This is a genomic window from Nannocystis exedens, assembly GCF_002343915.1.
Classification (GTDB): domain Bacteria; phylum Myxococcota_A; class Polyangia; order Nannocystales; family Nannocystaceae; genus Nannocystis; species Nannocystis exedens.
Genome location: NZ_NETK01000002.1, coordinates 198,656 through 220,454 on the forward strand (window position 1 = coordinate 198,656; position 21,799 = coordinate 220,454).

At 72.5% G+C, this 21,799-nt stretch carries 18 protein-coding genes; 11 read left to right on the forward strand and 7 right to left on the reverse strand.

Annotated elements, in window-relative coordinates:
* Positions 1-45 precede the first annotated feature (45 nt).
* Entirely contained in the window at positions 46-306 is a 261-nt protein-coding gene (locus NAEX_RS44825) for a hypothetical protein (RefSeq protein WP_096334066.1), read from the forward strand.
* Positions 307-437: 131 nt separating this feature from the next.
* On the opposite strand, the gene NAEX_RS44830 is transcribed toward NAEX_RS44825, so the two are convergent.
* A complete protein-coding gene (locus NAEX_RS44830; protein ID WP_096334067.1) occupies positions 438-758 on the reverse strand; it encodes a hypothetical protein in 321 nt (106 codons plus the stop codon).
* A 310-nt stretch (positions 759-1,068) separates the two neighbouring features.
* Here NAEX_RS44830 and NAEX_RS49180 point away from each other — a divergent pair, with 310 nt between their 5' ends.
* Entirely contained in the window at positions 1,069-3,807 is a 2,739-nt protein-coding gene (locus NAEX_RS49180; RefSeq protein WP_143140195.1) for a serine/threonine-protein kinase, read from the forward strand.
* Between the two features lie 600 nt (positions 3,808-4,407).
* On the opposite strand, the gene NAEX_RS44840 is transcribed toward NAEX_RS49180, so the two are convergent.
* Both NAEX_RS44840 and NAEX_RS44845 read right to left on the reverse strand, forming a co-directional pair.
* The gene (locus NAEX_RS44840) at positions 4,408-4,968 is read right to left on the reverse strand and encodes a hypothetical protein (protein ID WP_096334068.1); all 561 of its coding nucleotides are present in this window, start codon (positions 4,966-4,968) and stop codon (positions 4,408-4,410) included.
* A gap of 285 nt (positions 4,969-5,253) precedes the next feature.
* The gene (locus NAEX_RS44845; RefSeq protein WP_170136568.1) at positions 5,254-5,949 is read right to left on the reverse strand and encodes a class I SAM-dependent methyltransferase; all 696 of its coding nucleotides are present in this window, start codon (positions 5,947-5,949) and stop codon (positions 5,254-5,256) included.
* A 150-nt stretch (positions 5,950-6,099) separates the two neighbouring features.
* On the opposite strand from NAEX_RS44845, the gene NAEX_RS44850 reads away from it, so the two are divergent.
* Entirely contained in the window at positions 6,100-6,972 is an 873-nt protein-coding gene (locus NAEX_RS44850; RefSeq protein ID WP_096334070.1) for a response regulator transcription factor, read from the forward strand.
* A gap of 214 nt (positions 6,973-7,186) precedes the next feature.
* Positions 7,187-9,937 carry a valine--tRNA ligase gene (locus tag NAEX_RS44855; RefSeq protein WP_170136569.1) on the forward strand — a complete coding sequence of 917 codons (2,751 nt, stop codon included), beginning with the start codon at positions 7,187-7,189 and terminating at the stop codon, positions 9,935-9,937.
* Between the two features lie 173 nt (positions 9,938-10,110).
* On the opposite strand, the gene NAEX_RS44860 is transcribed toward NAEX_RS44855, so the two are convergent.
* The 4 genes from NAEX_RS44860 to NAEX_RS44875 are packed head-to-tail and all read right to left on the reverse strand — an operon-like array spanning position 10,111 to position 16,641.
* Positions 10,111-13,584, reverse strand: coding sequence for a WD40 repeat domain-containing serine/threonine-protein kinase (locus NAEX_RS44860; protein WP_096334072.1), 3,474 nt, complete (start codon positions 13,582-13,584; stop codon positions 10,111-10,113).
* Complete coding sequence (gene cdd, locus NAEX_RS44865; protein ID WP_096334073.1) at positions 13,581-14,000, reverse strand: cytidine deaminase; 420 nt, start codon at positions 13,998-14,000, stop codon at positions 13,581-13,583. The genes NAEX_RS44860 and cdd overlap by 4 nt, the downstream gene beginning before the upstream one ends.
* Positions 13,987-15,408 (reverse strand): protein phosphatase 2C domain-containing protein, encoded by a 1,422-nt coding sequence (locus NAEX_RS44870; protein WP_170136570.1) that lies wholly within the window; start codon positions 15,406-15,408, stop codon positions 13,987-13,989. The genes cdd and NAEX_RS44870 overlap by 14 nt, the downstream gene beginning before the upstream one ends.
* Positions 15,409-15,429: 21 nt before the next feature.
* Positions 15,430-16,641 carry a thioredoxin domain-containing protein gene (locus NAEX_RS44875; RefSeq protein ID WP_096334075.1) on the reverse strand — a complete coding sequence of 404 codons (1,212 nt, stop codon included), beginning with the start codon at positions 16,639-16,641 and terminating at the stop codon, positions 15,430-15,432.
* Between the two features lie 119 nt (positions 16,642-16,760).
* Here NAEX_RS44875 and NAEX_RS44880 point away from each other — a divergent pair, with 119 nt between their 5' ends.
* The 7 genes from NAEX_RS44880 to NAEX_RS44910 all read left to right on the forward strand — a co-directional run bounded on the left by NAEX_RS44880 (position 16,761) and on the right by NAEX_RS44910 (position 21,754).
* Complete coding sequence (locus tag NAEX_RS44880) at positions 16,761-17,441, forward strand: hypothetical protein (protein ID WP_096334076.1); 681 nt, start codon at positions 16,761-16,763, stop codon at positions 17,439-17,441.
* Between the two features lie 7 nt (positions 17,442-17,448).
* Positions 17,449-18,084 (forward strand): hypothetical protein, encoded by a 636-nt coding sequence (locus NAEX_RS54185; RefSeq protein ID WP_096334077.1) that lies wholly within the window; start codon positions 17,449-17,451, stop codon positions 18,082-18,084.
* A 36-nt stretch (positions 18,085-18,120) separates the two neighbouring features.
* Positions 18,121-18,609 (forward strand): DUF6249 domain-containing protein, encoded by a 489-nt coding sequence (locus NAEX_RS44890; RefSeq protein ID WP_096334078.1) that lies wholly within the window; start codon positions 18,121-18,123, stop codon positions 18,607-18,609.
* The gene (locus tag NAEX_RS44895) at positions 18,606-19,238 is read left to right on the forward strand and encodes an RNA polymerase sigma factor (protein ID WP_096334079.1); all 633 of its coding nucleotides are present in this window, start codon (positions 18,606-18,608) and stop codon (positions 19,236-19,238) included. The genes NAEX_RS44890 and NAEX_RS44895 overlap by 4 nt, the downstream gene beginning before the upstream one ends.
* On the forward strand, positions 19,231-19,761 hold the full coding sequence (locus NAEX_RS44900; RefSeq protein ID WP_096334080.1) for a hypothetical protein: 531 nt from the start codon (positions 19,231-19,233) through the stop codon (positions 19,759-19,761). Before NAEX_RS44895 ends, NAEX_RS44900 begins: the two co-directional genes overlap by 8 nt.
* Before the next feature lie 603 nt (positions 19,762-20,364).
* Positions 20,365-21,048 (forward strand): PhnD/SsuA/transferrin family substrate-binding protein, encoded by a 684-nt coding sequence (locus NAEX_RS44905; protein ID WP_177325859.1) that lies wholly within the window; start codon positions 20,365-20,367, stop codon positions 21,046-21,048.
* A 34-nt stretch (positions 21,049-21,082) separates the two neighbouring features.
* Positions 21,083-21,754 carry a tetratricopeptide repeat protein gene (locus tag NAEX_RS44910; protein WP_143140193.1) on the forward strand — a complete coding sequence of 224 codons (672 nt, stop codon included), beginning with the start codon at positions 21,083-21,085 and terminating at the stop codon, positions 21,752-21,754.
* The last annotated feature ends 45 nt before the right edge of the window (positions 21,755-21,799 follow it).

Consider the following 21,799-nt stretch of genomic DNA (forward strand, 5'->3'; position numbering starts at 1 on the left):
CGGGGTCTTCTCAAGCGCGGGCGTCCGGCGCTAAGGTGACGGCCGGTGGCGGGCGACGTGCAAAAGCAGCTCGGCGAGCTCGAGCAGCTGGCGAGCAACCTCGGGGTCCGGGTCTGTTACGAGGCGATGACTGGCCTGTCGCAGGGCAGCGGCGGCTTGTGCAAGGTCCGCGGCGAGTGGCGGGTCATCATGGACAAGCGCCTCAAGCCTGCCGAGCGCCTGGAGGTGCTCGCCAACTCGCTGAAGGGCTTCGACACCGAGGCGCACTTCGTGTCGCCGCAGGTGCGCGCGCTGCTCGAGCCCTGACCCGTCGCGGTCGCGGCCACCATGTCCTTCGGGACATGTCGCCTGGCCCCGGGGACATGTCCCTCGTCGGCCCGACGCCCGCGGGCGCCCGCGACGGCGCCGGATGAGCGGCAAAACCCCCGCGGTCGGCACTAAATCGGCGCCAAGAGATCGGCCAGCGCCGGGTCGTCGGCGAGCAGCGCCGAGACCTCACGTTCCACGGCAGACCACACCTCGGGGCTGACGCGGGCCGGGCGCTGGGCCGCGACGGTCGCCGCGACCAGCCGTTCCGCCGCGACGGCCGGATCGAGTTCACCGGCAGCGACCGCCGCCGCGAGCGCCTCGCCGGGCGACACGTGAGCCGTCGAGGGGGTCGCCGCGACAGCGTCGGCGGCGGCCGGGCTGACGGACTGCGAGCCTTCGGCGCGGGTGATGCCCGCGACCGTCGTGGGGTCGTCGGCGATGGGCCGCATCGGTCTCGCCGGCGAAGGTAACAGGTCCGGCGAGCACTGTCAGGGGCGCGCGGCTCACCTTCGCCCGGCGAGGACGGCGCGCGACCTGCGAGGCGCCCGTGAGGTGGCGAGGTCACCCGGTGGTGGCCGGCGCCGCGGCGAGCCGTCGCTCGGGTCCCCGGAGGTCGCTCTCCAGCGCTGGCCCAGACCGTGACGCTTGCCGCCGCCAAGGCGCGCGCGGGGCCGCCGGCGCCGGCCGATTGACTTTCGCTCGCGCCCGGGGTCACATGGCGGGGCCCTGCTTCCTCGCGTGCACGGGCCGGAGTTCGCGTTGAATCAGATCACCCAATTTGGCCCCTACAAGCTGATGGAGCGCATCAGCGTGGGCGGCATGGCGGAGGTGTACAAGGCCGTCGAGCAGGGCGTCGAGGGCTTTGAACGGATCGTCGCCGTGAAGCGGATCCTGCCGCACATCGCCGAGGATGACGAATTCATCACGATGTTCAAGGACGAGGCCAAGATCGCCGGCCAGCTCCAGCACGGGAACATCGCCCAGATCTACAACCTCGGCCAGCAGGGCGACAGCTTCTACATCGCGCTCGAGTACGTCGCCGGCAAGGACCTCCGCAACATCTTCACCCGCTGCCAGCAGCAGGGCAAGCCGATGCCGCTCGCGCAGGCCTGCTTCGTGGTGATGAAGGTCTGCGAGGGCCTCGACTACGCCCACAACAAGCGCGACAAGCACGGCCGCCACCTCAACATCGTCCACCGCGACGTCAGCCCGCCCAACATCCTCGTGTCCTACGAGGGCGAGGTGAAGCTGATCGACTTCGGCGTGGCCAAGGCGGCCGGCAGGGTCTCGCGCACGCAGGCCGGCATCCTCAAGGGCAAGTTCGGCTACATGTCCCCGGAGCAGGTCCGCGGCATGCCGCTCGACCGCCGCAGCGACGTGTTCTCGCTCGGCGTGGTGCTCTACGAGGTGCTGGTCGGCAACCGCCTGTTCCAGGGCGAGACCGACTTCGCCACCCTCGAGATGGTGCGCACCGTCGACGTCCCGGCCCCGAGCTCGAAGAACCCGGAGATCCCGAAGGACCTCGAGAACATCATCATGAAGGCGCTCTCGGGCGAGCCCGAGACCCGCTACCAGACGGCCATGGAGCTCCACGACGACCTCCAGGCCTTCATGTTCGCGCACGGCATGTTCTACAGCCGCAAGGACCTTGCGACGTGGATGCGCAAGCAGTACGCGCGAGAGATCGAGCTCGAGAAGGGTTCCGGCAAGGCTCCGCCGGCCCCGGGGCAGCGGCCCGCGCCGCCCGGAGCCCCGCCGCGCAAGGCCCCGCCGCCGCGCCCGCCGGGCAACAAGACGGTGCCGCCGCAAGCCGCTGCGAGGCCCGCCGCGGCCCCGGCCGCCGGCCGACCCGCCGCGCCGAGAGCCGAGGCCAAGGACGCCGACCCGCTGCAGCCGAGCGAGGACCAACTGGCCGCCGCGCGCAAGCGGTCGAAGACGATGTTGATGTCGCCGTCGAACCGGCCGTCGACGCTCAAGCCGGGCACGCCGGCGACCGGGAGCGTGCCGACGCTGCCGCCCGGCATGGGCGGCCCGAAGGATCCGCTCAAATCGACGATCGTGCCCGGCGGCGCCCCGCCGCAGCCCGCGAAGGCCGGCGCAGCCCCGCCGCGCCCCGTCGCGGCGCCGCCTGCGGCCGCCAAGGCTCCGGCCGCGCCCGCGTCCGACCTCGACTGGGACGACGACGAGCTCGAGACCAAGCTGTTCGACGATCCGGTCGGCGGGCCCAAGGCCAAGCGGCCGGAGAACGAGGGGCCGCTGCGGCCCGAGCCGCCGCCGCAGGCCGGTCAGATCGACTCCGACGCCGACGAGGGCTCGCCGACGGTCCAGATCCCGCCGAGCGCCGCGGCCGTGATCCTGGCCGCCTCGGTGGCGCAGGGGCCGTCGCAGGCGATGCCGGCGCCGCCTCCGGGCGCGACGCACAGCCCGCCGCCCTCGTCGAGCATGAGCCGTGCGCCGGCGCCGATCTCGCCGTCGGTCACGGGCCCGCGTCCGGTCGCGCAGGCGCAGACGCACGCGGTCACGGCCGAGGTCGAGGTCGAGGACACCGAGGCCGGCAAGCGCCCGCCGCCGATCGCCCTCTACGCGGCGGCCGGCGTCGGCGCGCTCTTGCTGCTGGTCGTCGTCGTCATGTTCGTCCGGGGCGGCGACCCGGCCACGCCGCCGCCCACCGATCCGGTCGCGGTCGCCGACACCGCCGCGCCGCCGCAGCCGGCGGCGACGGTCGGCACGATCCAGCTCGACGTGAAGCCGGCCGACGCCCGCGTCACCGTCAACGGCGTCGAGTACCCGGGCAACACGCCGCGCCTGATCTCCAACCTCGGCCCCGGGACGCACAAGCTGGTGGTCTCGCAGGACGCGGGCTTCCTGCCGTTCGAGCAGGATGTCCCGATCTCCGCCGGCCAGCAGCTCACGCTGCCGGTCAAGCTGCAGGTCCGCGACGTCACGCTGACGATCAACACCAAGCCGCCGGAGGCGACCGTCAAGCTGCTCGAGGCCGGCGCGGCGCCGCTGCCGGTCGGCAAGGGCGGCGAGAGCTTCAAGCTGTCGCGCAAGCCCGGCGTCGCCTACAAGGTCCTGGTCGAGGCGCCGGGGTTCGACCCGAGCGAGGTGCCGCTGAGCTTCAGCGGCGAGGCGTCCGACAGCGCCGAGGTCGTGCTCGTCAAGGCCAAGGGCCCGACGCCGCCGCCGGAAAACAACACGGTCACGCCGCCGGCCAACAACAACACGACGACCTCGCCCAAGCCGCCGTCCGACAAGCCGAAGCCGGACAAGCCGAAGCCGAAGGCCAAGACCGCCGAGCTCAAGATCGGCAGCGCCCCGGGCCGCCCGCCGGCCACGGTGTGGGTCGACAACCAGAAGCAGGCCAAGCCGACCCCGGTCGTCGTCATGGTCGCCCCCGGGCCGCACACCATCAAGTGGAAGTACCCCGACGGCAAGACCGAGACCCGCAAGATCACGGCCACCGACGGCGCGCAGGTCATCAAGGGCACGCCCTGAGCGCCTGCTCGATTGGACAGGTCTTTCCGGACATGCTGCAAAGGACAGGACCCGAAGGCCATGGTCTTCGGGTCCTGTCCTTTTGGGCAGGCCATGGGGGCCGGCCGGCGCGGCGCTGAAGCGGGCAGAGGGCACGGCCGGCGAGGCGCTTGTGTCGGTGACACGGTGAGGCGGAGGCCGCGGCCCGGCGCCTGGCGGGACGCCGCGAGGCCACGGCCGGGTGAGCGAATCGCGGCGTGGAGACGCGAGGCGGCGAGGCTTGGGGGGACGTAAATCGCGGCGTGAGCCCGTGAAGCGCGCGTGAGGCGTCGCGGCGCAGACACGGAATCGCGGCGGCGCCTCGGATCGGGGGGACGCGAGCCGGAGCGAGCGCGGAACCGCGACGAGCGCCGGCCGATCCGAGCGGAGGCGCCGGCGAGGCGAGGTCGGGCTCCCCGCTCTGGCTCTCGGGCCAGGTCGGGGCGCAGCTCTCAACGGACGAGCGTCCACGTCGGGAGGTCCGTCGCAAACCTCTGGGGGTGGGCCTGATGGACTCTGGTCTATCGGACATGGCCCGAAGGCTAGGGTCCCCAGACCATGTCCCTGGGGGCAGCGCAGACCTCAGCGGGACAGCGCCTCGGGGCAGGCCTGGAGCGGGCCCGCGACCACGCCCTCGGCGGTGGCGACGCCGTCGCGGCGGAACTCGTTGCAGGGGTCGTCCTCGTCGTCGCCGCGGACGACCACGGTGAAGCGGCACACCCCGTGGTCGTCGGGGTTGTTGTTGCGCGTGATCAGGTTGTAGTGGTGCGCGTGCGGGGTGGTTTGCACGAACCCGAGCGCGATCCACATCGGGTGCGTGGTCCATGCCGCCAGCGGGTAGGCGCCGGGGATGTCGCTCGCGCCGGGTGTGCAGGCGCCGCCGGCGGCGTCGCTGCAGACGATGTCGAGGCCGGGAGTGAAACCTGTTTCACCGCCCGCAGGCGCGCCCGGCGGGTGGGGGCAGCGGTGCGGGGCCTCGGCGCCGTCGTCGGTGAAGCTCGGCCGCCGCTCGTGGTAGTAGGCCGCGGTGGCGTTGAACAGCTCGCCCATGACCGTCACCGCCGCCGTGTGACGCTCGTGTCGCTTGATCGCCGCATGCTCGCGCACCGCCAGGGTCGCGAGGATCGCCGCGATCGCGACCACGAGCAGCGAGTCGAGAGACGACAGGCCCCGGCGCGCGCGACCGGAGCGTGGTGGGGGAGGCGGGCGATGGGCGTGGGGGGACATGTTCGCGTCGGTGGAGCGGCCGAAGGCCAGCCGGACGGGGGAGGCTGCTGGGTCTGTCGGCGTGACACGCGGCTCACCGGGGCTGGCCGCTTCACTTCCTAGGTAAACGCTATTCAAAATTCGATCACACTCGGCTCCGATGCAAGGATCCAGATTCGCACAGGACTTTGGGGGTATCTCGCGCGCTCCCGTCCGGTAGCCTCAAGGATGCGCGATCCGGCCCGCGTTCGGGTCGGGCTTGCGCAGAACGGCGAGCAAGTGCGCGCCGAACTGGCGCAGAAAGCTGTCGCGGGCCCACCACTCTCCGGCCGCCAGGACCCTGCCGAGCAGCGGCCACGAGAGGATCCGGGAGATCGGCACGAGCACCCGGATGCCGTACACGCGCACCAGCTCCAGCTCGCGGGGGGCGAGCTTGAGCAGGCGGCCGAGCGAGTCGTAGCGGGTGACGTGGTGGTCGCCCTCGACGAGCACGCCGCCGGCGGCGACGATCGTGATGGGGTGGCGGATCCCGTGGGCCAGCCCCCGGAGGCTGCGAGGGTTGTTGATCTCGAGCAGCAGCAGCCCGCCGGGCGCGGTCACGCGGACAGCCTCTCGCAGCAGCGAGCGCACCAGCGCCAGCGAGCTCTCCTCGTCGCGGCCGAGGTGCGGCAGCGTGCGCAGGCAATACACGGCGTCGTAGGTCGTGTCCGCTGCCGGAATCTGCAGCGCGTCACCGTGTTGGTCGAGCTCGGCCAGCGGCGCGACCGAGACGGTGCTGGCGACGCGGCGGACCCACTGGGTGATCTCCGGCGCGCCGTGACCGAGGTCGAGGACGCGGCGGCCGGCCACGTGGCGGAGCACGGCCTCGCCCGCGAGCGCCTGAGCGAGCTCGGACGCGCCGGGGACCGGGTCCGTCATCGCCGGGACGGGCGCGCCCCACCAGGTCTGTTCGCTGGACCGCGGAGGCGGTGCGGCCGCGCCCTGGCGGCCCTTCGCGCCCGACGACCGTGGATTCGTTGACCCGCTCACAGGCTCCATGGTACCCCTTGGACCCTCGAAGGAGCCTCGATGCCGACCAAGATCCTCGCGATCGACGACAGCAAGACCATGCGCCTCGCCATCAAGATCACCTTCGCGGCCGAAGACTATGACGTGGTCGCGGTGAGCAAGGGCTCCGAGGCGGTCGCTCGCGCCAAGCAGATGCCAGCGGACGTGCTGATCGTCGACGCCGCGCTCGCCGCCGGCGAGCCCTCGGGGTACGAAGTGGTCAAGGCGGTGCGCGCCGACCCCGACACGGCGCACATCCCGGTGCTCCTCCTGGTCTCGAACCAGGTCGGTATCGACGAGGCCCAGGTCCAGGCCTGCGGCGCCAACGGGGCGATGACCAAGCCCTTCGACACCCAGGAGATGCTCGAGAAGGTCACCGCCCTCGCGCAGGGCAAGTCGATCTCGAGCGGCAAGTCGGTCCCGAAGGCCGCGCCCGCGCCGCAGCCCGCGGCCGCCCCGGCTCGGCCCGCGCCGGCGCCCACACCCGTGGCCGCCGCCCCGACGCCGGCCGCCGCCCGTCCGGTCCCGGCTCCGACCACGCCCCCGGCCGCGGCGCCCAAGCCCGCGCCGACCCCCGCAGCCGCAGCTGCACGCCCCGCGGCGGCCCCTGCGAGCAGCGGCAACAAGAATTTCCCGGCAGCTTTCGCCTCAGGAGAGGATATGGCCAGCAAGATCCCGATCGCGACCCCCATCCCGTTCGCTCCCGCCGATGCGCCGACCGCCGGCATGCTCAAGCGCCTCCAGGCGGCCGGCGGGGCCGGCACCGGTCTCGACCCCAAGGCGGTGCAGGCGCTGCTCTCGCTCAGCCGTGACGTGATCGAGCAGGTCGTCTGGGAGGTCGTCCCGGACATGGCCGAGCAGATCCTCTCGCGCGGGCAACAGGCCCGGCACTGAGCGCCGTCCCGGGGACACCCCCGGAGTTTCAAGTTGGATGGCCGCCTCGCGCGATCTGGATCGCTCCCAGATCGATGCGTGGCGGCTTTGCCGTGTTCGCGGTGCAGGCCCGCCGCGGCGCAGGTGCGCAGTCGCCGAGACGTGACAGAGTCTCGGCGCCATGGGCCGGATGAGTGCGACTGAAGATGCCGCCCCGATGGGGGCCGGAGGGAGCATGGAGAAGCTCAACAGTGTCTACGAGCCGCAGGCCGTCGAGTCGCGGCTCTACTCGTGGTGGCGCGACGCCGGGTACTTCCAGCCGGCGCCCGGCGAGCAGCCGACCTACACGGTCGTGCTGCCGCCGCCGAACGTCACCGGCCGGCTGCACATGGGCCATGCGCTCACGGCCACCATCGAGGACACGCTGGTCCGCTGGCGCCGGATGTGCGGCGAGGCGGCGCTGTGGCTGCCCGGCACCGATCACGCCGGGATCTCGACGCAGGTCATGGTCGAGCGCCAGCTCGTCAAGGAGGGCACCAGCCGCGAGCAGGTCGGGCGCGAGGAGTTCATCCGCCGCGCGTGGGAGTGGACCCGCGAGCACGGCGGCATCATCGACCGCCAGCACGAGGCCCTCGGCGCCTCGCTCGACTGGTCGCGCTACCGCTTCACCCTCGACCCGGTGTCGTCGCGCGCGGTGCGGGAGGCGTTCGTCCGCCTCTACGAGGACGGCCTGGTCTACCGCGCCTTCCGCCTGATCAACTGGGACTGGGCCAGCCAGACCGCGCTCAGCGACCTCGAGGTCGAGCACCGCGAGTCCGACGGCTCGCTGTGGCACCTCGCGTATCCGGTCGAGGGCTCGGACGACGTCCTCGTGGTCGCGACCACCCGGCCCGAGACGATGCTCGGCGACACCGCGGTGGCGGTCCACCCCGACGATCCGCGCTACCGCCACCTCATCGGTCGGCGGGTGATCCTGCCGCTGACCGGCCGCAAGGTGCCGATCGTCGGCGACCCGATCCTCGTCGACATGAACTTCGGGACAGGTGCCGTCAAGGTCACCCCGGCCCACGACTTCAACGACTTCGAGGTCGGCAAGCGCCACGACCTCGACCTCGTGGTCGTCATCGACAAGCGCGGCAAGCTCAACGAGAACGCGCCGGAGCGGTTCCGCGGGCTCTCGGTGGCCGAGGCGCGCGAGGCCGTGGTGGCCGCGCTCGCCGAGGCCGGCGCGCTGATCAAGGTCGAGCCGCACAAGCTGAACCTCGGCTACTCGCAGCGCACCGGCGTGGTCTGCGAGCCGCTGCCGTCCGACCAGTGGTTCGTGCGCACCAAGCCGCTGGCCGAGCCGACGATCGAGGCGGTCCGCAGCGGCCGCACCAAGATCCTGCCGGAGCACCGCGAGGGCGACTACTTCCGCTGGATGGAGAACATCCACGACTGGTGCATCTCGCGGCAGCTGTGGTGGGGCCACCGGATCCCCGCGTGGCACTGCAGCGCGTGCGGCAAGATCACCGTCGGTCGCGAGGACCCGACCGCGTGCGCCCACTGCGGCTCGACGGCGATCGAGCAGGACCACGACGTGCTCGACACGTGGTTCTCGTCGGGACTGTGGCCGCTGACCTGCCTCGGCTGGCCCGACAAGTCCGCCGACCTGCAGCGCTTCTACCCGACCGGGCTGATGGAGACGGGCTGGGACATCCTGTTCTTCTGGGTCGCCCGCATGATGATGTTCGGCATGTACTTCGGCGGCGACGTGCCGTTCCGCACCGTGTTCTTGCACAGCATGGTGCTGGGCGAGGACGGGCGGAAGATGTCGAAGATGCGCGGCAACGTCGTCGACCCGATGGAGCTGATCGAGAAGTACGGCGCCGACAGCCTGCGCTTCTACCTGTCGACGATGGCCGGGCAGGACCAGGGCATCGTCTTCAGCCGCGCGCGCGTCGAGGGCTACCGCAACTTCTGCAACAAGCTGTGGAACGCGGCCCGCTTCGCGCTGATGAACCTCGAGGACTTCGGCCCCGAGGAGCTCGCGGCCTACCGCGCGCAGGTGATCGAGAAGGCCGACGTCGGCCCGCTGGCGATCGCCGACCGCTGGATCCTCGCGCGCGCGCTCGAGACCGCGATCGCCGTCGACGACCTGTTCTCGCAGTACCGCCTCGACCTCGCGGCCCACACCGTCTACCAGTTCGTGTGGTACGAGCTGTGCGACTGGTACCTCGAGCTGGCGAAGAGCAACCTCCGCGAGGGCGCGCCGCCGGCCGATCGCCGGGCCACGCAGGGCACGCTGGCGACGGTGTTCGACCTGGTGATGCGGGTGCTGCACCCGATCGTCCCGTTCATCACCGAGGAGATCTGGCAGCGCCTGCCGCGTCCGGCCGACGCGCCGGCGAGCCTGATGCTGGCGCCGTTCCCCCGCCCGCGCACGCGCGACGGCGAGAAGGTGCTCGAGCTCGACGGGCCGGTGCAGCGCGTCGGGGCGATCCTCGCCGAGGAGGGCACGCTCCGCGCCCGCGAGGACATGACGGCGCTGGTCGAGCTGACCACCGCGGCGCGCAGCCTCAAGGCCGAGTTCAAGCTGCCGCCCGCCAAGCGCGTCGAGGTGCTGGTGCGCAGCGAGGACCCGGAGATCCGGGCCCGCGTGGCGCGGCTGCACCCGCTGGTGGTCCACCTGGCCAAGCTGCAGCAGCTGCGCCTGATGGAGCCGCACGAGGCCGCGCCCAAAGAGGCCGCGACCGAGGTGGTGCGCGGGGCCGAGGTCATCCTGCCGCTCGCCGGTCTCGTCGACTTCGCGGCCGAGCGCGCCCGCCTGTCGAAGGACCTCGAGAAGGCGCGCAAGGAGGCCGACGGCCTGACGGCGAAGCTGCAGAACCCGGGCTTCCGCGGCAAGGCTCCGGCGGACGTGATCGCCAGGGGTGAAGCGCGTCTGGTCGAGCTGAAGGGGGACCTCGAGCGCCTCCAGGCCACGCTGACGCGGCTCGGCGGGTGAGCGCCGTGCGGTCATGTCGACAGGCCGCGAGCCTGTCGACGTGACTCGTTTGAGCCCGTCGGGCGTCGTCGGCGTGCCTCGCGGGCATGCCCCGGCAGACAGGTCGTTTAGGACATGCCGAAGAGAGCATGCCCCCGGGGACATGTCCGTTCGCGCATGTACCGCCAGCGCCGTCACTCGGGCGGCGCGCAGCCGACCTCGGCTCTCGGCGGGTCGTCGGCGTCGGCGCGGGCGGAGATGAAGGCGCGCAGGCCCTCGGCGTCGGTGGGGAGGGTGTCGCGCCAGCGGAGCACGCGGCCGTCGGCGCCGACGGCGACGACGCTGCGGCCGTCGTCCTCGAGCGCGAGGGCGGCGACCTGCTTGAGGCCGCGGAGGCGGCGGAAGTCGCGGCGCGGGGCCAGCGGGTCGGGCTCGTCGCCGATGTCCCACAGCAGGATGTCGCCGCCGGTGACGGCGACGGCGACCCGGCTGCCGTCGCGCGAGACCGCGACCATGAGGTCGACGAGGTCGGGCGGCGCGAGCTCGATGCGCAGCTCGTGGCTGACGCTGTCGAACACGCGCAGGATGTTGTCGCGGCTGACGGTGACGATCCAGCGGCCGTCGCCGGACACGTCGACCTCGCCGACCTGCAGGCGATGCCCGCGCAGCTCGCCGAGGCGACGGCCGTCGAGGTCGACGTGCTCGACGTGATCCTCGGCCGCGAACACGAGCTCGCGCGTGCCGGGGATGGCGACGGTCACGGCGACCCGGTTCCGCACGCGCAGGAGCTCGCGCAGGCCGGCGTCGCCGTCGTGGCGGAACAGCTGACCGTACGGCCCGCCGATCACGAGCGCAGACTCGCCGGGGAAGAACAGCGTCGGCGGGGTCCCCTCGACCCGCTCGAGCTCGCGGACCGGCTCGTGCGCGGCGAGGTCGACGAGCAGGATCCGTCCGTCCTCACACCCGAGGGCGAAGCGCGGGCGCGACGGATCGACGCCGGCGCGCAGGCCCTCGCATCCCGCACCGACGGTGGTGCGCAGCGACACGACGCCGTCGGGCAGCGACATCCCGAGCAGCTCGCCGCCGTCGTCGAGGACGAGCCCGTGGCGACCGTCGTGGCTGAGGAGCACGCGCTCGATCGGCCGCTCGACCGGGATCGCGGCCAGCGAGCGCATGCCCGCGGTGTCGACGACGTGCAGCGCCGCGGCGCCGCCGAGCAGCACCCGGCCGGCGGCCGCCGCCATCACGACGGCGCCGCGCGTGATCGGCTCGGGGGCGACGTACTGCTCGCGGGCGAAGGCCGTGGCCGGCCACACGAACACGCGCGGGTCGTTGCCGACGGCGGCGATCCAGCGCCCGTCGGGCGAGAACTGGGCGTCGAGCATGTGCGCCGGCACGGCCAGCGGATAGGAGGTGGCGGTCGCCAGGTCCCAGATCCCGACGCGGGCGTCGCCGCCGACCGAGGCGATCTTGGTGCCGTCCGGCGAGAAGCTGGCGCGGCGGATGTAGCCGGCGTGCGGGGCGAGCAAGACGCCGCGATCGCGGACGAGGTCGTAGTGACGCAGGTAGGTGGTGGAGGCCGGGGCGATCAGCTGATCGGAGGCGGGCGAGAAACGGATCTCGCGCAGCGAGCCGAGCCAAACGTCGGAGGGCGCCGGCGGCCAGGTGAGCCGCCGTCCGGCGCCGGCACGGGTGTCGTACAGCCACACGCTGCCGTCGGCGACGGGGCTGGCGAACCACCGCCCGTCGAGCGAGACGCCGCCGGCCTGCTGGAGGACGACGTCGCCGGGGTGCACGACGGTGCGGACGCCGGTGGTGAGGTCGTGCAGGTAGGCCTGGTTCTTGTCGATGTCGATGCAGCCGATGTGCTTCGCGGTCCACGGGACCGAGTTGGCGAAGCAGCGGTCGATGATTTCGCTGACGCCGGTGTCGAGGTCCCAGCGGCGCAGCGCGAGCGCGTCGTCGGCGGTGTAGAGGCGGCGTCCGTCGGGGCTGAAGACGACGTTGCGCACGCCGTCGGTGTGGCCGAGCAGCACTTGCGGCTCGCCGCCGCCGAGGTCCCACACGCGCACGGTGTGGTCACGGCTGGTCGAGGCGACGCGGCGGCCGTCGGGCGAGAAGGCGGCGCGCCAGACGTCGCTGGTGTGGCCGCGGAAGACGCGAGATGTCCAGGAGGACATGTCCCAGACGCGCAGCGTGCAGTCGTCGCTGGTGGTGGCCAGCAGGTCGCCGGTCGGCGAGAAGGTGGCGCGGCTGATCGCCGCCCGGTGACCGCGGAGCACCCGCGGCAGGCCGCGCGCCTCGAGGTCGGCGGCGATCTGCCGGGCGCGCCGCCAGTCGGCCGCGGGCGAGAGGTTGTCGAGCAATCGCAAGGCCTCGATCGGGTCGCTGCCGAGGACGAGGCGAGCTTGCTCGAAGGACAGGTTGTCGGCGCGCCGCTCGGCCTCGACCTGGGCGGCCTGGGCCCGGCGCTCGGCGTCCTCGGCGAGGTCGCGCGCGCTCTCGGCGAGGTCGCGCTGCGCGCGGACCTGGCGGAAGCTCAGCGCGGTGACGCCGACGATCAGCGCGACGCTGACGGCGGCGAGGCCGAGCAGGGCGCGGTGGCGCCGGACGAACCGCCGCACCCGCTCCCAGGCGGTGTAGCGGTGGGCGCCGACGATCTGGCCGGTCTGGAACCGCCGCAGGTCGTCGGCGAACTCCCTGGCGCTGGGGTAGCGGGCCCGGCGGTCGCGCGCCATCGCCTTGTCGACGATCGCCACCAGCTCGTCCGGCGCGCCCGGCTCGCGGCTGCACAAAGGGACAGGTGACTCGTAGACGGTCTTGTAGATCATCTCCATGGCGTTGCCGGCGTCGTGCGGCAGCTGCCCGGAGAGGACGTGGTAGAGGATCGCGCCGAGCGCGTAGACGTCGGTGCCGGTGTCGACCTCGGCGCCCTCGGCCTGCTCGGGCGACATGTAGCCGGGCGTGCCGACGACGGCGCCGACGAAGGTGAGGTCCTTGCCCGGGGTGACGGGCGTCGGTTCGCCGGCGCCGAGGTCGGCGACGTCGAGCTCCTTGGCGAGGCCCCAGTCGATGACGACGGTCTCGCCGAAGGCGCCGACGAGCACGTTGTGCGGCTTGAGGTCGCGGTGGATGATGCGCTGGCTGTGCGCGTAGGCGACGGTCTCGGCGATCGCCAGCACGTGCGGGAGCAGGGCCAGGCGCGCGGCGAGGGTCCGGGCCTCGGCGATGACCTTGTCGAACGAGCGGCCCGAGACCAGCTTCATGGCGAAGAACGGCTCGCCGGTGGGCCAGCGACCGGCGGCGTAGACCGGGACGATGCCCGGGTGCTGCAGGCGCGCCGTCAGCAGGACCTCGCGGACGAACCGCTCCTCGTCGACGGGCCGGCCGCGGACCAGCAGCTCCTTGAGCGCGACGGGGCGATCGAGGCTGGGGTCGTGCGCGCGCAAGATCCGGCCGATCCCGCCCTGCGCGAACTGGCCGGCGATCACGTAGGTGTGGCGCTCGATCTGCGGCAGGCGGCTGGTCGCCGGCGTCAGCCGGGGCACGGGCGCGGGCGCCTCCGACGGCGGCATGGTGGCGACCTCGTCGTCGACGGGCGGCGTCGCGGCGCGCGTCGGCAGCGCTGTGCTCGCGGCCAGCGTGTCCTCCGTGCGCTCGGAGCTCATGGCACGCGCGGCGCGAGGAAGCTGGCGTCGAAGGCCAGCGGCAAGAGATCGCGGACCCGAGAGCGCAGCAGGGCGCCGCTCGCGGTCACGAGGACGAGGTCGGCGTCGGCGGCGAACTCGAACAGGATCTGGCGGCACGCGCCGCACGGCGGGGTCGGGACGTCGGCGCCGGTGACGACGGCGACGGCCTCGATCGCGGCGGCGCCGTGGGTGAGCGCGTAGAAGAGCGCGACCCGCTCGGCGCACAGGCCGAGGGTGTAGCTGGCGTTCTCGACGTTGGCGCCGGTCCAGATCGTGCCGCCGGTGTCGCGCAGGGCGCAGCCGACGGCGAAGCCGCTGAACGGGCAGCGGGCGCGCCCGCGGGCCTCGGTCGCGGCGGCGACGAGCGCGGCTTCTTGTGGATCAGCCGCCGTCATCCATCACGTCTTCGATCTCTTCGATCTCTTCGACGAGCTCGGGCTCGGCCTTGGTGAGCTTGGGGATCACGAGGCCGCGCGGGTTGGTCTCGACGAACGACTCGGTCTCGTCGACGTCGACGCCGACGTCGGGCTCGGCCTCGGCCTCGCTGACGTCGACGACCATGGTCCGCTCGCTGTTGTCGCCGAAAGCGCGGGCGAGCTGCAGCTGCGAGTCCTCGAGGCGGCGCCCGAGCTCGGTGGCGAGGCTCCACAGCAGCTTCGACGCGAGCGCGTGATCGCGGCGCATCAGCTCCTGCAGATCACGCCGTCCGATCCGCAGCAGCTTGCCGTTGGCCTCGACGGTGAGGGTCATGCGCGCGGTGTCGGTGCCGACGAGGTCGTTCTCGCCCAGCAGGGTGCCGGCGTTGACGGTGACGAGGTGGTTGCCGCCGCGCGAGAGGGTGGCGCGCCCGTCGAGCACGACGAACAGGTCGCTCGGCTCCTCGCCCTCGCGCGCGAGGACCTCGCCCTTGTGGCAGGCCTGGACGCGCGAGATGTTCATCAGCTTGCACAGCTGCTGGTAGCTGAGGCCCTCGAACAGCTGGACGCGGCGCAGGGTCTCGACGGTGAACTGCAGCTGGGCCACGCGCGTGGCGTCGCCGCGGACCTGCACCGCCAGCGCGGTGACGTTGTCCTTGCCGCCGCGGCTGTTGGCCAGGTCGATGAAGCGGCCCGGGATGTCCTCGATGTTGGTGAGCGCGAGGTTGCTGGCGATCTCGGCGTCGTCGAGGTAGTCGTAGAGGCCGTCGGAGCACAGCAGGAACGCGTCGCCCGGCAGGATCTCGAAGTCGAGGATGTCGACCTCGACGTGCTCGTAGACGCCGACGGCCCGCGTCATCGCGTTCTTGAAGTTGGCGTACGGGCTGACCGCGAACTCGTCGGCGCGGACCTTGCCGCTGCGGATCAGCTCGTTCATCAGCGAGTGATCTTCGGTCAGCGGATAGACCACGCCGTTGCGGCTGAGGTAGATCCGGCTGTCGCCGACGTAGGCGATGAAGCCGCGCTGTCCGATGATCAGCAGCGCGACCACGGTGGTGCCCATGCCGCGCTTCTCCGGCTCCTGCTGGGCCTTGTGGTAGATCCGCGCGGAGGCCGAGTGAACGGCGTACTCGAGCAGCGTGCAGAGCTCCATCTGCGCGGTCGCGTCGAAGTCGCCGATGCGCGTCAGCAGGTCGCGCTCCCGACTGACGACGTCGCGGATCGTGTGGACCGCGAGCGCGCTCGCCACTTCACCGGACGCGTGGCCGCCCATGCCGTCGGCGACGATGAAGAGGTTGAGGTTCTTGTCGATGAGGAAATTGTCCTCGTTGTGCGACCGCTTTCGCCCGACATCGGTCGCTGCCCAGTGCTTGATCTCCATCGCCATGGACCTCATCGCGGCCGGACCTCAGGGCTCCGGCGCCGCCGCCGAGAATACGGCATCGAGCGGGCGCTGGGCGGCGTCGGCTCCTGCGAGCCTGGCGGCGAGCGCGTCGAGATCGCTCTGGCCGACCGCGGCGCCGTCGAGCCAAACCCCCTCGGGCAAGGCGGTGATGCCTCCCGGCCCCCGCTCGAGCTCGGGTTCGCCCGACTCGCAGGTCTGCGCTTCGGGCGCCTCGTCGAGTCGGGCGATGAAATTGGCCGCCGCGGCGCTCCGCGGCTCCCTCCGGGCGCCTTCGCCCTCGCGCGCGAGGATCCGCAGGTACTCGAGCTGCAGCCCCAGCCGCTCGGCCACGCAGGTGCGCACCCGCAGCTGCCGGGCGCCGGCGTTGGTGCCACGAGCGATGACCTGCACCGCCAGGACGCCGGGGTTTTGCCGGCGAAACTCGAGTACCGGGGCGAGCAGCGAGAAATTGGGGTGCTCGTCGTGCTCGGCGAACACGACGAGGCGGTGGGGGAGGCCGACCCCACCGACGAGCATGCCCGCCTGGACCGGCGGGCGCATGAGCCGCTGACTGACGCCCCGCCGCGTGACCACCAGCGGGCGGACGGGCGGGCGATTGCCGCGGATCCGCTGGGTCTCGCGGGCGAGCTCGCCGCGCACGCGCTCGAGGCCGGGACCGTCCTCGAAGGCCGCGGCCTGGCCGACGGCGAAGATCGGCGGGCGGCCGAGGTAGCCGCCCGCGGCCTGGTGCAGGCGCTGGAGCTCGGCCTTGCCGGCGCGCACGGCGACGTCGAGGCAGCGATCGTCGAGGATCGCGGCGAGATCCTCGGGGCGCAGCCCGAGCTCGCCGGCGAGGACGGCGCGAGCCGCGGGATCGCCGAGGCGGACGGCGAGGCGATCGCGGCCGTCGCGGTCGAGCACCCGCAGCGCGGCCTCCTGCCGCCCGCGTGCGCCGGCCCCGAGCAGGAGGCGGAGGATCCGGGTGTCGCCCAGGCTCTCGACCATGCTGGTGCCGATCGGGACGACGCGCACGCCGACGGCCCCCTCGTGATCGGCGACGAGCCGCCGCAGGTCGAGCCACAGGCTGAAGGTGGTGGGCGCGAACGGGTCGAGGAAGGCGGAGATCGCCAGGGGCGCGTCGACCGGGCCGAGGTGGAGGGCGGGCTTGGGGCAGTCGTGGCCGCGCGCGGCCGCTGCGGCGAGGAGCACGGCGGCGAGCGCGGGGGCGAGGAGCACGCGGCCACTTTGACCCGCCGCGGTGGTTTGTTCAAGGCAGGGCGCGAGACCCGGCGGGGAGGTCGGCCCGGCCGGTCGCGGCCTTTCGAGCGCCGTGGGCCGTGGTAGTCTCGCCGCCCGTGCTGCGCGCCGCCCTGCATGTCCTGGTCAGTGGGTCGCTCCTCGCCGGCCCGCCCACCACGCGCGAGTACACCGGCGACGACGCGGTGATCGAGGCGCCGAACGTCGGCGGGACGACGCCCGTGGTCCCGGAATCGCCGCCGACCGGGCTGCAGCCGCCGCCGGGCGCGGTGGCGCCGACGGGCGCGCCGCTGTCGACCGAGGGCACGAGCTCGGCCAGCGCGACGGCGCCGTCGGCCTCGACGCCCGAGACTTCCACGCCGCCGCCGGTGCAGCCGGAGGGGCCCGCCGAGGACGAGGAAGAGGACGCGGACGAGGTCCCCTATGACCCGCTCGTCGACAGCCCGGAGGCGCAGCGCGCCCGCAGTTGGGTGCGCAGCGGGGCGGTGTTCATCGGCATCGGCGCGGTCCTGACGGGCGGCGGAATCGGGATGTCGCAGGCGAAGGTCAACACGCTGGCGGAGCAGGAGGCCTGCGACCCGCGCCGCGACCACGCCGGCAACGGCTGTCTCGAGGAGGCGCGAAATCGCGCCACGGCCGCGCTGCTGATCCCAGGGGTGCTGCTGCTGGCCGGCGGGATCGCCATGCTGACGGTCGGCAAGCTGCAGCAGAAGCGGCTGCGGGCCGACCTGCGAGCCAGCCGGCGCGAGCTGGTGCTCGGGCTGCAGTGGGCGTTCTGAGGCGGGCTTGAACCTGTTCGTCGAGCCAGGTCACCCGGACGCCGGGGCGTCGCTGCTGCAGGTCATGGCCCGCGCGCTGGCGGAGATGGGCGCGGAGGTGGTGATCGCGGCGGGCGACGACAACCTGATCCGGGCCCGCCGCGCGGATGACCCGGGGTACAGGCCGTTCGTGGTGGTGGCGGCCGGGCTGCCGAACCTGGTCCACGAGTTCGCCCACGCGATCCAGGCCAGGCGCCTGGCCGACGACCACGGCTTCGACTACGGGCTGATCCCGCTCGACCTGCGGGTGGCCGAGCAGCGGGCGCTGCTGTGGGAGGAGCTGGCCTGCTCGGTGCTGTCCTGCGCCTACGCGCCGGCCGGCGGGGACGTCGACGCGTGGTTCAAGGAGCAGGTCGAGATCCAGGGGGTCTTCTACGGGGTGAGCGAGGGGGCCGAGTTCGCGGCGCTGGTCGACGCCACGCGAGCGGCGCATCCGGGCGAGCTGCCGGCGACGGTCGAGGCGGCCTACCGGGCGGTGGCGCAAGCTTTGCGGGCGGTGGGGGCTGCGGATGCAGAGGCCGAGCCCCCCCAACACCTCACCTTCGAGGCCCTGTGGGCGCGCTATCGCCGGCGACTGCCTGCATCGCCGCTTGCCTCCGGGTGAAACCGCGGGGACCCTGGCCGGGTCGTACGAGGGTCGATGCTGCGCACCTTCTTGTCATCCCTGGACTACGGCGGGTTCGGCCTGCACATCGATGATCTGGTCGAAGGCGCCGCGATGGCGACCCGGGGCTGCTTTACCCGCATCGGCTCGTTCTGGTGGGGTGGGCCGACCGGACCGAGCGGTACCGCGGAGGTGTGCGCGTCGTCGGTGATCGTCGATGTGGCGTTCCTCGCGCTGCTGGTGATCGCGGTGATCGCGGTGGTGAGGATCCGCCAGCGCGGCGAGGAAGGCCGATTCGAGCTGGCGCGACGCTACCTGGAAAAGGGCATGGATCCCCCGCACGACCTGTTCCCGTCGTCGGCCCAGGGCGACCTGCGACGCGGGATCGTGCTGGTGTTCGCGGGCCTCGGTCTGCTCGGCGCCTCGGTCGGCATGCCCGGCCTCGGCCCCACGGGCCTCATCCCCGGCTTTATCGGTCTCGGCTATCTCGCTTCGTTCGCCGCGTCGCGCAAAAGGAACTCATGAGCAAGGTGTCCACAGCAGCGCTCTCCTGGCTCGGGTTCGGGCTCCGCAAGACCCAGAACCTGGCCGAACTCGGTGACGACGCGCTGGTCCAGGCGGCCGGCCGGGCCGACGGTGAAAAGGCGTTCGGCGAGCTGCTCCGGCGGCACCAGGGCAAGGTCCGCGGCCTGCTCCTGCGCCTGACGAGCGACCGCAACCTCGCCGACGACCTCGCGCAGGAGGTGTTCCTCCGCGCCTATCGCGGTCTGTGTGGCTTCGAGGGCCGGGCCCGGTTCTCGACCTGGCTGTACCGGATCGCCTACAACGTGTACTTGAACCACCGCGCGCGCGTGCGCGAGCTGGCGGCGCTGCCCGAGAACTTCGAGGCCGGCGCGATGGCCCCCGAGACGTCGACCAGCGCGAGCCGCTGCGACATGCGCAAGGACCTCGACGCGGCGATCGCCGCGCTGCCCGAGCGCTACCGGGCGGTGGTGATGCTCTACTATCTCGAGGACGTGTCGTACCCCGAGATCGCGGAGATCCTCGAGCTGCCGCTCGGGACAGTCAAGACGCACCTGCACCGCGCCAAGCGGATGCTGCGCGAGCACCTCGATGGCTGGGGTTCGGGCGAGGTCGAGGCCGAGGATGCCTGAGTCGTCGCCATCGATCGTCCGGCTGCGCTCCTTCCTCGAGGAGCTCGACGTCCAGTCGAGCACGCTCAAGCGTGACCCTCGCGGCCAGACGTGGTTGCCGCCGGAGATCCGGGCGCTGGTCGAGTCCGACCCGGAGTGCCGCGCCGAGCTCGGTCGCTTCGTCGACCGCGAGCTCGAGCTGTTCGACAGCGTCCGCCAGCGCAACGATCCGATGTTCGCGAAGGACGTGCTGAACGCGACGCACTCGGTCGAGATCGCCGGGTCGGGGCTCGATCCGCGGATCCGCAGCTGGATCCTCGGGCTGTTCTACGCGCTGGCGACGATCGCCGCGTACGCCACGCTGGCGCCGCTGTTCGGGCTCAGCGAGCGGGGCAGCGTGCTGGCGCAGGCCCGGGCCGCGCTCGGGCTGGCGAGCGAGGCGACGAGCCCGAGCGCGTGGGGGCTCGCGACGGTGGGCGCCGCGGTCGCGCTGGCGCTGCTGCTCGCGTTCATGCCGTGCCGTCGTCCGCGCTCGCGCGCGTGAGCTCGCGTGCACGGCGGGTTGCTGTTGCGTGACTGGCTCGTGCCGGTTGCTCGCGTGCACCGGGGGCCCTCGTCGCGCTCGCGCGCGTGAGGGGCTCGTGTCGTGGCTCGCGTGCTCCACGGGCCGTCGCGCGCGTGAGGGGTTCGTATCGTGGCTCGCGTGCTCCACGGGCCGTCGCGCGCGAGGGGGTTCGTGTCGGTTGCTCGCGTACGTGTTGGCGTGCTCGCGCGCGTGATTCGATTTGTGCTGTCGATCACTCGCAGACCGATCTCGAGGTCCTGCGCAAGTCGGCAAGGCGTGAGTTGGCGGACGTCCTGGCGGCCTCTGCCGGGCTCGGCAATTCGCGTCGAAACGGGTGCGGGCGGCCCGCCCGCGCGAGATTTCGCCGCGGCCGCGAGACGGTGCATAGTTCAGAGGCAGGCCCGTCCAAGCGCGCCAGGAGACAACATGCCCGTTTCACGCAGACTCGCTTCCATTGCCCTCGCCGCCGCTTGCTGTGCCGCCCTCGGGACGGCGACGCAAACGGCCCGGGCGGGTGATGGCACCGTCAACGTGCTGGTGGTCAAGGAGCACGGAGTCGGCAGCGCGGCGCAGGCTCAACCCTTGATCGACAAGCTCATCGCCGTGGTGGCGAAGCAGAACGGCTGGACCGCGAGCGCGGGCAAGTACCTCACGAGCCGCGAGGCCGCCGAGACGCAGATCCACTCGGTCGACCCGCACTACGGGATCCTGTCGCTGGCCGCGTTCCTGGCCCTCGGTCCCAAGCACAAGCTCGACGTCATCGGCCAGGCCGAGGTCGCTCAAGCCGGCGGGCGGCAGTACCACATCATCAGCAAGAACCAGGCCGACCTCGCCGGTTGCAAGGGCAAGACGCTGGCCAGCGACCACGCCGACGACCGCAAGTTCATCGACAAGGTCGTCGCCGGCGGCAAGTTCTCGCTCGGCGACTTCACGCTGGTCGAGACCAAGCGGCCGGTGCAGACGCTCAAGAAGGTGACCAGCGGCGAGGCCGAGTGCGCCCTCGTCGACGACGCTCAGCTGGGCGAGCTCGCCAAGATCGAGGGCGGCGCGGCGGTGAAGTCGATCTGGGCGTCCGACAAGCTGCCGCCGATGGTGGTCGTCGCGTTCCCGTCGGCGCCCGCGGCGGAGCGCAAGGCGTTCCAGAGCAGCCTCGGGAAGATCTGCGCCGGCGACGGCAAGGCGACCTGCCGCGAGGCCGGCCTGTCGGCCTTCAAGAGCGCGAGCGCGGCCGACTACGCGAGCGTGATGTCGGCCTACGACAAGTGACCGCGTGGCGAGCGCCGTGGTATTCCTGCCGGCGATGCGCAGCTCGCTCCTCGCCGTCACCCTCGTCGCGCTCGCCAGTTGCCGCCCGCACGGCAACGCGCAGAACCCGAAGTTCGCGGCGGCCGCCGAGGCCCACGACCCAATCGCCGTGTACGAGGCGCTCGAGGCCCTGATCGACGCCCAGACCGACAAGCCGTCCGACCGCGAGGACGCCTACGCGCTGATCACCTCCTGGGAAGAGGACACGGCCGCCTACGCGTTCGCCCGCGCGGCCATCGCCGGCCGGCTGGCGGAGAACCGCGGGCTGCAGGCGGGCGGGCTGGTGACCGAGGCCGAGGCGTACGCCCGCAAGGCCCGCGAGAAGGAGCCCGACTTCCGCGAGGGCGCGGCGACGCATCTGCTCGGGTCGCTGTACGTCGCGGCGCCGTCGCGGCTGCTCAAGCACGGCGACTCGGAGACGGGCATCGAGCTGCTCGAGAAGGAGGTGGAGGCCCACCCCGAGCGGCCGATCGGCCAGCTTCGCCTCGCCAGCGGCTACATCACCCTGGGCGACGCGGACTCGGCCAAGGAGCCGCTGTGCGCGGCCAAGGGGATGGAGGATCGGCTCGGCGCGGGCGACCGCCGGCTGCTGGCCAAGCTGATCGAGGAGGTCGGCGGCGCGGCGGCGCTGGCCTGTCCGGCGCCGGTGAGCGGGGCCGAGGAATGACGGCCGCCGCCGGCGGAGGCGGCCCTCGCCGGTCCTTTCGGACAT

Coding starts and splice junctions, on each gene's coding strand:
- NAEX_RS44830 (WP_096334067.1), bottom strand. CDS start 758: ATGCGGCCCATCGCCGACGACCCCACGACGGTCGCGGGCATCACCCGC.
- NAEX_RS44845 (WP_170136568.1), bottom strand. CDS start 5,949: ATGACGGACCCGGTCCCCGGCGCGTCCGAGCTCGCTCAGGCGCTCGCG.
- NAEX_RS44850 (WP_096334070.1), top strand. CDS start 6,100: ATGCCGACCAAGATCCTCGCGATCGACGACAGCAAGACCATGCGCCTC.
- NAEX_RS44855 (WP_170136569.1), top strand. CDS start 7,187: ATGGAGAAGCTCAACAGTGTCTACGAGCCGCAGGCCGTCGAGTCGCGG.
- NAEX_RS44860 (WP_096334072.1), bottom strand. CDS start 13,584: ATGAGCTCCGAGCGCACGGAGGACACGCTGGCCGCGAGCACAGCGCTG.
- cdd (WP_096334073.1), bottom strand. CDS start 14,000: ATGACGGCGGCTGATCCACAAGAAGCCGCGCTCGTCGCCGCCGCGACC.
- NAEX_RS44870 (WP_170136570.1), bottom strand. CDS start 15,408: ATGGCGATGGAGATCAAGCACTGGGCAGCGACCGATGTCGGGCGAAAG.
- NAEX_RS44890 (WP_096334078.1), top strand. CDS start 18,121: ATGCTGCGCACCTTCTTGTCATCCCTGGACTACGGCGGGTTCGGCCTG.
- NAEX_RS44895 (WP_096334079.1), top strand. CDS start 18,606: ATGAGCAAGGTGTCCACAGCAGCGCTCTCCTGGCTCGGGTTCGGGCTC.
- NAEX_RS44900 (WP_096334080.1), top strand. CDS start 19,231: ATGCCTGAGTCGTCGCCATCGATCGTCCGGCTGCGCTCCTTCCTCGAG.
- NAEX_RS44910 (WP_143140193.1), top strand. CDS start 21,083: ATGCGCAGCTCGCTCCTCGCCGTCACCCTCGTCGCGCTCGCCAGTTGC.